Source organism: Buttiauxella selenatireducens (assembly GCF_031432975.1).
Lineage (GTDB): Bacteria > Pseudomonadota > Gammaproteobacteria > Enterobacterales > Enterobacteriaceae > Buttiauxella > Buttiauxella selenatireducens.
The window spans coordinates 3,390,955-3,402,649 of the sequence record NZ_CP133838.1 but is presented as its reverse complement, the minus strand read 5'-3'; the positions used below and the strand labels follow the sequence as shown (position 1 = coordinate 3,402,649).

The following is an 11,695-nucleotide window of genomic DNA, read 5'->3' as shown; positions in this document are numbered from 1 at the left end:
TCATTGTTTATTGCTCGCTGTCACACAATTAATAACTGAAGGTGATTATTTTAATAATTGTGATTTCATTCACACGATTGATGTATATCTGTCCGGGTTTCATTTTATCTTTGCAAAATAAAGGGGTAGTGGTTCACCAATAATTTATTATTAAACGAATCTTTTATTGTTTTTCTGGAATGAATTTCTTATTGTTTTCGAAAGATAACGAATCTTAAAATTGTTATAAGTATTGGTTTTTATGATGGTTTATCTGTAAAGAGAACACTAATCACCAGGTTAATCATGCGGTTAGGTTTGGTTTTCGACGCTTAGCAATGGATGGCTGGTTAATATTTTGTGAGAAAATGAGGTTTATTTGAGAAGGATATCAGATAACTGTCAGACAGGAAGTAAAATTGGTCTAACAAGGTTGGTTGGCGCCAACGTTATTTCGCATGGAATATCCGGGGGAAGCACTTTTATTGAGGGCTATCTTCCGTTGTTGCCTGATTTTTTACGCCTGGCACCGACTTCGCTTAATGCCGCTATATTCGCTGATCTCTGAAAACTATCCATTTGCAGGGTAATAATGCGGAACTCAGTTCGAGGTCAGAAATGACCTGTAGCTCTAACAGGAAATTACACGAGTTTACACTATGAATACGATTGACATGGTGGGGTTTATAGGTGGTGCTTGCACCACTGTTTCATTTATTCCCCAGGTGGTTTTGGTTATAAAAAATAAGTCAACAAAAGACATATCTTTAACAATGTATTCCGTCTTTGTGTTTGGAATTTTCTTATGGTTAACCTATGGCATTATGTCTAATGCGTTGCCAGTCATTATTCCAAATCTCATTACCTTTATCCTGGCCGGTTCGATTCTTTTCATGAAAATAAAAAATGACATTCTCACCGGGAAAAAGGTGAGGGGATAAATAAGAAAAGAGTTATATCGGTTCGTTGACATCCTGAATGGATTAATAAGGGACAACGAACCGATAACAGCTACCGGCTCTGATGCCGGTTATTTCTGATAACGCGGTGCAGGAACGCCTGTACGTGAAGCATCGAAAATCGCCAGCCTCGCCGATTCATAAGCCTCCCAAAGCGCCAGATCGTGCAGCGGCGGCACGGTGACCTCTTCACCCTGATCTAACCCTGCCAGTGCGGTATCTACCATATTTTCTGTGGTCATGATGGACTCAGGTGCTAAATGATCCATTGATACACCCGATACTTCCCAAATTTCCGTTGCCGTCACCGCAGGCAAAACCGCCTGAATGCGAACATTGCTGCCGGTAATCTCTTGCTGCAACCCACGGGTGAAGTTCAGCACATATCCTTTTGTACCGCTGTACACGGCGCTGCCGGCGATGGCGTGAAGGGAAACAACTGAAGCGATATTAATAAGGGTGCCGCTGTTTTGTGCCTGGAAACGGGTGAGGGCGGCGAGGCTAAGGCGAGTCAGCGCCGTGATATTCAGCATAATGTCTGCCTGATGTAACTCAGCACTGCCTGCGGTGAAAGGGGCGAGGTGTGCGGTACCGGCATTATTCACCAATACACTTATCCGATCATTGCTGCGTAACGCTTTTTCTACGATTTGAATCCCTTCATCCCGAGCCAGATCCGCAGGCAACGTCTGCACTGAAATACCGTATGCCGATTCAAGCTTCGCGGCCAGGTCGCGCAGGCGCTCTTCACGGCGTGCAACCAACAACAAATCGTAGCCACGCGCGGCGAAACGCTCTGCATAAACCGCGCCAATACCAGAAGATGCGCCGGTAATTACTGCAACTGAAGGGGATGTGGTCATGGTAAAGCCTCGTCGATGAAAGATGAATTGTGGTTTCATAATGAAACTTAATTAAAAATAGATGTCATGGTTTTATAATGCAACCAAATCGCGCATCTTTTTTTATTTCTGCATTGAACGGAAGGCTTGTTGAATGGCTAACAGATTAAAAATGAAAGGAAATGGATGGATGTCGCGGCGCTCATCCATCCGAAAATCACGTTACTCCACAGGGATATCGGGGCGTTGGGCAACAACTTCGTCTGGTGTAAGCACTCGGCCATCCTGCGCTTGCAGCATCAATTTTCGCAGCGGCTGATGGCCTTCATCATCGACCAGCACACTGCATTTTTCATGGCTGGCATACAAATGATCGCCACCCCATTGCGCCAGGGCGACCAGAACGGTTTGCAGAGCGCGCCCCTTTTCAGTCAGCACATATTCATGCCACGCGCTGCCGTCCGTTGCCGGACGCACGGTCATAATCTCTTGCTCCACGAGTTGTTTAAGCCGCTGAGTGAGCATGTTTTTGGCAATACCGAGGTTTTTTTGGAACTCACCAAAACGTGTCAGGCCATTTAACGCATCGCGCACGATAAGCAACGACCACCAGTCACCGATGATATCCAGCGATCGGGCGACCGGGCAGACACTACCTTGCATACTTTTGCGTTTCATTGATCCTCCATGGGCATAGAGCCAGATAGTTTTATTATAAAACCTATTACCGGGATTGAGTAGTTTTCCTACCTTCTCTGCTTCGTTTTGCGATCGGCCCAAAAGGCGGCATTGATATTTTCTGCCAGAATGGATCCTGCACTTTTGTGCAATAACATCTTGAGGATTAAGAGATGAATAAAAAGACGATCGCAGTTTTACTGGCAATGGCTTACTTCGCTCCTGCTCTGGCGCAAGCCGAAACCGCACCGCAGGGTTATCAGCTCCAACAAGTTTTGTTAATGAGTCGGCATAATTTGCGCGCACCGCTGGCGAATAATGGCAGCGTGCTGGAACAATCCACGGCGCAATCCTGGCCGGAGTGGGATGTTCCCGGTGGTCAACTCACCACCAAAGGTGGCGTGCTGGAAGTTTACATGGGGCATTACCTGCGCGAGTGGCTGGCTGAGCAGGGGATGGTGAAAAGTGGCGAATGCCCAACACCACAAAGCGTTTATGCCTACGCCAACAGTTTGCAGCGTACGGTTGCCACAGCGCAGTTCTTTATCACGGGCGCGTTTCCTGGATGTGATATTCCTGTCCATCATCAGGAAAAAATGGGCACCATGGACCCGACCTTTAATCCGGTGATCACTAATGACTCGCCGGAATTCAAAGAAGCCGCGTTGAAGGCGATGGAAACGCAGCGCGAGCACTACAAACTCGATGATAGCTATCAGCTTCTTGAACAAATCGTTGCCTTCAAAGACTCTCCGAGCTGTAAAGAAAAACAGAAGTGCGATTTAACCGCCGAGAAAGATAAATTTAGCGCTAATGCCAGGGAAGAACCGGGTGTCAGCGGCCCGCTAAAAGTGGGGAACTCGCTGGTTGATGCCTTTACCTTGCAATATTACGAAGGTTTCCCGCTGGACAATGTTGCATGGGGGCAAATCAAAACTGACCAGCAGTGGAAGGTGTTATCGGAGCTGAAAAATGGCTATCAGGATACGTTGTTTACCTCGCCACAAGTCGCACGAAATGTGGCGGCGCCGCTGATTAAATATATTCAGAAAGCACTGGTCGGAAATGACGCTAAAGGGCCAAAAATTACCTTGCTGGTGGGGCATGACTCCAACATTGCGTCATTGCTGACGGCACTGGATTTCAAGCCTTACCAATTGCCTGGCCAATATGAGCGCACGCCAATCGGTGGGAAAATCATGTTCCAGCGCTGGCATGATGCCAACACCAACCATGATTTGATGAAAGTGGAGTACGTTTATCAAAGTAGCGACCAACTGCGCAAAGCGGATGTACTCAGTCTGCAACAGCCACCGCAGAGAGTGACGCTACAACTCAATGGTTGCCCGACTGATGCGAATGGTTTTTGTCCGTGGGATAAATTTACTGAAGTGTTAACGCAGACCGTGAATCAGGCGAAATAATAGAAGAAGTAAAACCCCCGCCATCGGCGGGGGATAGGGCTTAGACGTTTCTCCGTTCTATGGTCTGCTCGCCCCAAAACAGCGAGTCTTTATCGGTTTTTTCAAATGCTAGCGACAGCACCTCATCGCTACCATTTTCCCAAATTTTCTCCGCCATTTTTTCGTCGAATTTTGCTACTTCAAAAATAGCTTCTGCTATTTCAGGAGATGTGTTTCTCAAACTCGCCCATTCACCAACATGATGAATTTTGGATTGTTGATTCTGCATGTTCTCCTCCGTTAACCGTTTAATTTGACTGCTAAACCCGCCACGTACTCACCCTGGTAACGAGCGATAGACAGCTCTTCCTGGCTTGGCTGGCGTGAACCGTCAGCACCGGCAATCGTTGTGGCACCGTATGGCGTCCCGCCGCGAACTTGTGAAACATCAAACAATTCTTGTGCTGCGTAACCGATAGGGACAATGACCATTCCGTGATGCGCAAGCGTTATCCACGTGGATGAAATCGTGTGTTCCTGGCCGCCGCCCGTGCCGGTAGAACTAAACACGCTGGCAAGTTTGCCGTGCAGGCCGCCTGCTACCCAAAGGCCACCCGTCTGATCGAGGAAGGTGCGCATTTGTCCGGACATATTGCCAAAGCGAGTGGGGGTGCCAAAAATGATTGCGTCGTAATCGGCAAGCTCTTGCGGAGTCGCTTGTGGAGCATTTTGCGTTTTCCCTCCCGCTTTTAAGAAAGCCTCTGCTGACATGGTTTCCGGGACGCGTTTCACCGTGACTTCTACACCATCAACTTTCTGCGCACCCTCTGCCACAGCGTGTGCCATGGTTTCGATGTGTCCGTACATTGAGTAATAAAGCACCAGAACTTTAGCCATTTCGCATCACTCCTACCTTGACGCAGCGTTTTGCTGCACTGAACTAAAGATATGTGCTGTGGCCCAGAGTGCAACTTAGAGTGCCGATTCCTTGATCCTTCACAATAGAAAGGGGAGGCTAAACAAATGTCGCATTACGTCACATTTTCACTGAGTGACTATTTCATTAAAAATAAGAATGTCTTATGGATTGGGCGGCGAAAAAATCACCCGTTTCGGCGATTACATGTTGCAAGATATTACGATTAACTGGTCAATTACCCTGACTGCACTAAGCTTAGTTCCACGCGGCACATTAAATGAGGTCTATTTATGTCGCCAGGTGAAAGACGACTCTTCCACTGAATGCAATATGATGACTTAACTATTTCACTAATCTGGAGGTTAGAAATGGCAAACCATCGTGGTGGTTCAGGTAATTTCGCTGAAGACCGTGAGAGAGCATCAGAAGCAGGTCGTAAAGGTGGCCAGCATAGTGGCGGGAATTTCAAGAATGACCCGCAACGCGCCTCGGAAGCAGGCCAAAAAGGGGGCAAAAATAGTCACGGCAAAGGCAGCAGTAAGTAAGCCAGCCAAGCTTTCGCAATTCGCTAAGTTATCTGTTTTCCCTTTTTAGATAGCTGATTGCCATCCCCACCGCCGGTTTTAACCGGCGGTTTTTATTTTCACTCGCCCATTGCAGCACGGTACGCCTGAACGCAAACTAATAGCCTTCTTTGTTACGCTTGAATTTGCTCTGGTACTTCCATGTCTGCCTTTTTGCGCCGTTACTCATTTGCCGTTAAACCCCAGGAAGCCATTTTGATCCTCATCACCATGTTTTGGGGTGGGACTTTCCTTGCGGTGCAATATGCCATGACGATGAGCGGGCCGTTCTTCTTCGTTGGATTACGCTTTGCTACTGCGGCTCTGGCAGTGGCACTACTTTCGTTTAAAACGTTACGCGGCTTGACCTGGCTTGAAGTCAAAGCCGGTGTGTTTATCGGTATTTCGATTGCTATCGGTTACAGCTTGCAAACCTGGGGTTTGCAGACCATCCCGAGCAGTAAGTCGGCATTTATCACTGCGATGTATGTTCCACTGGTGCCGGTGCTGCAATGGATTTGTCTGGGCAAAATGCCGGGGATCATGTCCTGGATTGGCGTCCTGCTTGCATTTATCGGCCTTATTTTCCTTGCCGGGCCTGATGGGACAACGCTAACGCTGGGGGCCGGTGAAATCATCACGCTCATCAGCGCGTTGGCTATTGCCGCTGAAATTATTCTGATTAGTGCCTGGGCCGGTAAAGTCGATATCAAGCGAGTGACCATTGTGCAGCTTGCCACCGCCTCGATAGTGGCGTTTGCCACCATGATCCCGGCGGGTGAACGTGTCCCTGCATTGACGCCTGGTTTGTGGGGCATCGCGCTGGGTCTCGGCATTTTTAGCGCCATTATTCAGGTAACAATGAACTGGGCGCAGCGCAGCGTTTCACCTACCCGTGCGACAGTGATTTATACCGGTGAGCCGGTGTGGGCGGGGATTTTTGGCCGTTTAGCCGGAGAGCGATTACCGATGCTGGCGTTATTAGGCGGCGCATTGATTGTGTTGGGCGTTCTGGTGAGCGAGCTAAAACTTAAACGTATGAAAAAGGCACCGGTATCGGGTGATGAACTCAACGGGCAGGAGTCCTGATATGTGTGCGGCAGCTTCAAAAGAAACCGGACGGCGTGTCCGCGCAGTAGCGGCGAAAAAGCAGGCTATTCTTGCAGCAGGGCTGGAGTATTTCTCGCAATACGGCATTCACGGCACCAGTATCGAACAGGTGGCGGAACGCGCTGAAGTGTCTAAAACGAACCTTCTCTATTATTTTCCGTCGAAAGAAGCGCTCTATATCGCGGTGCTGAAACAGATCCTGGATATCTGGCTTGCGCCATTACGCGCGTTTCGTGAAGATTTACAGCCGCTGGTGGCCATCAGCGAATATATCCGCCTGAAGCTCGAAGTGTCCCGTGATTATCCGCAGGCTTCACGCTTGTTCTGCCTGGAAATGCTACAAGGTGCGCCTCTGCTTAAAGAGGAGTTGACCGGAGATTTGAAATCTCTGATTGATGATAAATCGGCAATCATTGCGGGTTGGGTCGAAAGTGGCAAACTGGCGGCGGTTGATCCGCATCATCTGATTTTTATGCTCTGGGCGACGACGCAGCACTACGCCGATTTTGCAAGCCAGGTCGAGGCGGTTGCTGGCAGCAATTTACAAGATGAAGAATTTTTCCGCCGCACCGTAGAAAACGTGCAGCGGATGATTATTGAGGGGATTCGGGTGCGTTAATTAGCGCGGTGGGAAAACGCAGCTGACATCGCCTTCTTCACAATGCAGTGTGCTTTTCAGCAGTTCTGTGCGTTCGCGGGTTTTGTCTGCCATGCACTGGGCATGAACCATCGGCGCAATGGATGCACCGTCAGCCCCGGATGTCATCAATGCGCAATCAGCGTCACGAAAAGCAATCCACGCATTTTGCGCTGCTTTTAACAGGGGTTTTTGTGTGTCGGTGGCGAGTTTCATCGCCTCCTGATAAGTCTGATTCAGTAAATCATCCTGCTTTTTGTACTCATTACCGTAGCACTCGTTGAGCCCCGCCTGCGAGGTGGCGGCGTCGCAACTGTCTGCCAGAACGTTTGCGCTTAATAGCAGACCCGAAAGAAGTAAACACACGCGTTTCATTATTATTCCTCAAAGAAAAAGGCTCCATAAAAGGAGCCTTTTTAGCGTAGTGAAATCTTAGCCGATTGTCATCAAACTGGCGTTACCGCCTGCTGCTGCGGTGTTCACGCTCAGTGAGCGCTCAACGTATAGACGTTCCAGCAACAGGTTTGTTTCACCGCGAGCAAAGCCTTGCACTGAAACAATCGCACCGGTACGTGCCGCAACTTTTTCACATAGCGCGCGCAGTTGGTCGGAATCGCCGTGGTAAATCACGGCATCAAACACCTGACCGAGCAGCGCTTCTTCTTTGGCAAAATCGATGTGCTTTTGCACCAACGCAGGAAGTGCTTTTGCCAGTTCACGATGCAGCTTGTCATCAGCCCACAGCGCACGGCTGCCAACACTGGTCACCGCCGCCAGTTGCACCAATGCATCTTGCTCGTTATCCGCAATACACAGTACGCGTTCACGTGGCATTAAGGCATAAGTATTGCGTTCGCCCGTTGGCCCCGGCAATTGGCGAAGTGTGCCGCTTTGCGCGAGTTGTGCGAAACGTTCGCACAGGGCTGGCAATTCACCTTTGTTGGCTGCCCATTGCGTCAGCGCCTGATGGGATGCCTGCAAGCTGGCTTTAAGCGTCGTATCCACCGGCAATTCAGCATCCTGGCGGTTGAACGTGGTTTGCAGTGCATTATCAGGACGGTTCGCCAACAAGCGGTACAGATACAGCGGCCCCCCGGCTTTCGGACCCGTACCCGATAAACCTTCGCCACCGAATGGCTGCACACCGACAACCGCGCCCACCATATTGCGGTTGACATACATGTTGCCGACATGCGCGGAGCCGGTCACCTGAGCGATTGTTTCATCAATACGCGTATGTACCCCAAGCGTCAGGCCATATCCCGCGGCATTGATTTGGTTAATCAGGGCTTCGAGGTTGCTGCGGTTGTAGCGCACCACGTGCAGCACTGGGCCAAATACCTCTTTTTGCATCTCGTCGAAGCTTTCCAGCTCAATCAGCGTTGGCGCAACGAAAGTCCCGTTTTGCCACTCTTTCGCATCCACGGCGTTATCACGCACGGCCTGGAATACTTTGCGGCCTTTGCTGCGCAGATTCTGGATGTGCTGTTCGATATTCTCTTTGGCTTCGGCGTCGATAACCGGGCCGATGTCCGTCGTCAGGCGGCCTGGATTACCCATACGGCATTCGCCCATCGCTCCGCGCAGCATTTGCAGCGTATGTTCGGCAACATCTTCCTGAATACACAGCACACGCAGCGCAGAACAACGCTGTCCGGCGCTATCAAACGCTGAGGCCAGCACGTCAACGACCACTTGCTCAGTGAGCGCCGAGGAATCCACGATCATTGCGTTCAGACCGCCGGTTTCAGCAATCAGCGGCGTTGGACGACCTTGTGGATCAAGACGGTCAGCAATGTTGCGTTGCAGCAGCGTCGCCACTTCGGTGGAGCCAGTAAACATCACGCCGCGAACACGGGAGTCGCCCGTCAGCTGTGCGCCAACGGTTTCACCACGGCCAGGCAGCAATTGCAACACGCCCGCAGGGACACCCGCTTCCAGTAAAATTGAGACACCCAGGGCGGCAATCAGTGGCGTTTGTTCAGCCGGTTTTGCCAGCACGCTGTTACCCGCGGCAAGGGCGGCGGCAATCTGGCCGCTAAAGATAGCCAGCGGGAAGTTCCACGGACTGATACAAACCACAGGGCCGAGTGGACGGTGGGTTTCGTTATCGAAATCATTGCGCACCTGGCCTGCGTAGTAGTGCAGGAAATCCACCGCTTCACGGACTTCAGCAATCGCGTTGCTAAAGGTTTTACCCGCTTCGCGCACCAGAATGCCAATCAATTTCTGCATCTGGCCTTCCATCATCACGGCTGCGCGTTCAAGAATCGCGGCACGCTCTTGAGGAGGGGTTGCAAACCAGATTGGCGCGTGGTTAACCGCACTTTCCAGTGCTTGCGACACTTCTTCTGGCGTGGCTTCGCGAGTAAAGCCTACGATGTCAGTCGGCTCTGCCGGGTTTTTCACCGCCACCAGGTCGCCTGCCGCAACGGCCTTTTCCAGAATCGGCAGCGCTTGCCATTTTTGCGCGGCGCTGTTGAGCAGGGCAGAGGAGAGCGATGCCAGACGATGTTCGTTCGCTAAATCCAGGCCGCTTGAGTTGGTGCGATCGGCTCCGTACAACTCTTTTGGTAGTGGGATTTTTGGATGCGGCAGACCGAGCTGGCCTTCTTTGCCTGCAATCGCTTCAATGGCGGTCACCGGGTCGGCAACCAGTTCGTCGAGCGGCAGCGTATTGTCAGCAATGCGGTTAACGAATGAGGTATTGGCCCCGTTTTCTAACAGGCGGCGCACCAGGTAGGCCAGCAGTGTTTCATGTGTACCGACTGGCGCATAAATGCGGCAAGGGCGGTTCAGTTTGCCATCAGCCACTTTGCCTACGACCTGATCGTAAAGTGGCTCACCCATACCGTGCAGGCACTGGAATTCATACTGACCCGGGTAATAGTTTTGCCCGGCCAGGTTGTAGATTGCTGCAAGCGTGTGGGCGTTGTGCGTGGCGAACTGCGGGTAAATCAGGTTTGGCACAGCCAGCAATTTCTTCGCGCAGGCCAGATAGGAAATATCGGTATAAACCTTACGCGTATAAACCGGATAACCTTCCAGGCCATCCATTTGTGCGCGTTTGATTTCGCTGTCCCAATAGGCGCCTTTCACCAGGCGAATCATCAGGCGGCGACGGCTGCGGGAAGCCAGATCAACCAGGTAATCAATGACAAACGGGCAGCGTTTTTGGTACGCCTGAATCACAAAACCAATGCCGTTCCAGCCTGCCAGTTCTGGCTCGAAGCACAGTTTTTCCAACAGATCGAGTGAGATCTCCAGGCGGTCGGCTTCTTCGGCGTCGATGTTAATGCCGACATCATACTGGCGTGCCAGCAGCGTCAGAGATTTTAAACGCGGGTACAACTCTTCCATAACGCGGTCGTACTGCGCACGGCTGTAACGTGGGTGTAAGGCAGAGAGTTTGATGGAAATCCCTGGGCCTTCATAAATGCCACGTCCGTTCGATGCTTTGCCAATGGCATGAATCGCTTGCTGGTAAGAAACCATGTATGCCTGCGCATCGGCTGCGGTCAGCGCGGCTTCACCCAGCATATCGTAGGAGTAGCGGAAACCTTTTTCTTCCAGTTTGCGAGCGTTGGCTAACGCTTCGGCGATGGTTTCACCGGTCACAAACTGCTCGCCCATCAGGCGCATCGCCATATCCACACCTTTACGGATAAGCGGTTCACCACTCTTACTGATAATGCGGTTAAGCGAATGGGACAGGCTGGCTTCGTTGTGCGTAGAGACCAGGCGGCCGGTAAACAGTAATCCCCAGGTGGCGGCGTTGACGAACAACGACGGGCTGCGGCCAATATGCGAATGCCAGTTACCGTTGCTGATTTTGTCGCGAATTAACGCATCACGCGTCGCTTTATCCGGGATACGCAATAAGGCTTCGGCCAGACACATCAGCGCCACACCCTCTTGTGAGGAAAGCGAGAATTCTTGCAGCAAACCTTGTACCATGCCCGCCCGGCCCGAGGCGCTCTTCTGATTGCGCAGTTTGTCGGCCAGCTGATAAGCCAGTTTATGGGTTTGTTCGGCGATGGTTTGCGGCAAGCGAGCCTGTTCCAGAATCATCGGTACTGCATCGGTTTCTGGACGGCGCCAGGCGGCGGTAATGGCGGCGCGAGTGACCGATTGCGGCAGAATTTGTTCAGCGAAATCGAGGAAAGGCTGGTGCGCTTCGTCAACGTGCGGCGCAGCTTCGTCACTTTCGTTTGCCGCACCTGCTAACAGAGCTGGGAGTTCTGGCAATTCATCGTTGTTTTCGAGGCGTTCCAGATAATTAAAAATCGCCTGTTTAATTAGCCAGTGAGGTGTGCGGTCAATGCGTGAAGCGGCTTCTTTAATACGCTCGCGAGTTGCGTCGTCCAGTTTTACGCCCATGGTGGTGGCCATTCCAGTAACTCCTGTTACCCGTTATGCATCGGGTAAAAATATGAAGGGTTGATAAAAGTTATCCGGCAATATCCATCATGTTGCAACTTTGTGCAACCTTGTTAAATGTGAGCCAGATAGCAAGCTGGAAAAAGAGTGAATTGTTAAATCAAAAATAAGTAAGTTGTCTGGCAGGTCATTGGTCATAGGGGTGATTTATGGACGTAGTTAACA

The 11,695-nt window shown here is 50.9% G+C and carries 12 protein-coding genes; 6 read left to right on the top strand and 6 right to left on the bottom strand.

The window, feature by feature from the left end; genetic code table 11:
- Window positions 1-638 precede the first annotated feature (638 nt).
- Entirely contained in the window at window positions 639-920 is a 282-nt protein-coding gene (locus RHD99_RS15800; protein ID WP_183273184.1) for an SWEET family sugar transporter, read from the top strand.
- An 89-nt stretch (window positions 921-1,009) separates the two neighbouring features.
- Here RHD99_RS15800 and RHD99_RS15795 read toward each other — a convergent pair whose 3' ends face one another.
- Together RHD99_RS15795 and RHD99_RS15790 are read right to left on the bottom strand one after the other, a co-directional pair.
- Entirely contained in the window at window positions 1,010-1,801 is a 792-nt protein-coding gene (locus RHD99_RS15795; RefSeq protein ID WP_309875094.1) for an SDR family NAD(P)-dependent oxidoreductase, read from the bottom strand.
- Window positions 1,802-2,002: 201 nt separating this feature from the next.
- Window positions 2,003-2,458, bottom strand: a complete 456-nt coding sequence (locus RHD99_RS15790; protein WP_309875092.1) for a winged helix-turn-helix transcriptional regulator — start codon at window positions 2,456-2,458, stop codon at window positions 2,003-2,005.
- Between the two features lie 173 nt (window positions 2,459-2,631).
- On the opposite strand from RHD99_RS15790, the gene agp reads away from it, so the two are divergent.
- The gene (gene agp, locus RHD99_RS15785) at window positions 2,632-3,882 is read left to right on the top strand and encodes a bifunctional glucose-1-phosphatase/inositol phosphatase (protein WP_183273187.1); all 1,251 of its coding nucleotides are present in this window, start codon (window positions 2,632-2,634) and stop codon (window positions 3,880-3,882) included.
- A 40-nt stretch (window positions 3,883-3,922) separates the two neighbouring features.
- On the opposite strand, the gene RHD99_RS15780 is transcribed toward agp, so the two are convergent.
- Together RHD99_RS15780 and wrbA are read right to left on the bottom strand one after the other, a co-directional pair.
- Window positions 3,923-4,150, bottom strand: a complete 228-nt coding sequence (locus tag RHD99_RS15780; RefSeq protein ID WP_183273188.1) for a YccJ family protein — start codon at window positions 4,148-4,150, stop codon at window positions 3,923-3,925.
- 11 nt (window positions 4,151-4,161) lie between these two features.
- A complete protein-coding gene (gene wrbA, locus RHD99_RS15775; protein ID WP_309875087.1) occupies window positions 4,162-4,758 on the bottom strand; it encodes an NAD(P)H:quinone oxidoreductase in 597 nt (198 codons plus the stop codon).
- Window positions 4,759-4,936: 178 nt separating this feature from the next.
- On the opposite strand from wrbA, the gene RHD99_RS15770 reads away from it, so the two are divergent.
- The 4 genes from RHD99_RS15770 to rutR all read left to right on the top strand — a co-directional run bounded on the left by RHD99_RS15770 (window position 4,937) and on the right by rutR (window position 7,072).
- The gene (locus RHD99_RS15770; protein ID WP_309875085.1) at window positions 4,937-5,122 is read left to right on the top strand and encodes a hypothetical protein; all 186 of its coding nucleotides are present in this window, start codon (window positions 4,937-4,939) and stop codon (window positions 5,120-5,122) included.
- Window positions 5,123-5,148: 26 nt separating this feature from the next.
- Window positions 5,149-5,325: a con-10 family general stress protein gene (locus RHD99_RS15765; protein WP_034456279.1), complete on the top strand. Its 177-nt coding sequence runs from the start codon at window positions 5,149-5,151 to the stop codon at window positions 5,323-5,325.
- Window positions 5,326-5,505: 180 nt separating this feature from the next.
- Window positions 5,506-6,432 (top strand): DMT family transporter, encoded by a 927-nt coding sequence (locus RHD99_RS15760; protein ID WP_309875081.1) that lies wholly within the window; start codon window positions 5,506-5,508, stop codon window positions 6,430-6,432.
- Window position 6,433: 1 nt separating this feature from the next.
- Window positions 6,434-7,072, top strand: a complete 639-nt coding sequence (gene rutR, locus RHD99_RS15755) for an HTH-type transcriptional regulator RutR (RefSeq protein ID WP_309875079.1) — start codon at window positions 6,434-6,436, stop codon at window positions 7,070-7,072.
- Here the strand turns inward: rutR and RHD99_RS15750 are convergent, their stop codons facing one another.
- Together RHD99_RS15750 and putA are read right to left on the bottom strand one after the other, a co-directional pair.
- Window positions 7,073-7,465, bottom strand: a complete 393-nt coding sequence (locus RHD99_RS15750) for a lysozyme inhibitor LprI family protein (protein ID WP_309875077.1) — start codon at window positions 7,463-7,465, stop codon at window positions 7,073-7,075. It lies immediately after the preceding gene.
- A 57-nt stretch (window positions 7,466-7,522) separates the two neighbouring features.
- On the bottom strand, window positions 7,523-11,482 hold the full coding sequence (gene putA, locus RHD99_RS15745) for a trifunctional transcriptional regulator/proline dehydrogenase/L-glutamate gamma-semialdehyde dehydrogenase (protein WP_309875075.1): 3,960 nt from the start codon (window positions 11,480-11,482) through the stop codon (window positions 7,523-7,525).
- Window positions 11,483-11,695 lie beyond the last annotated feature (213 nt).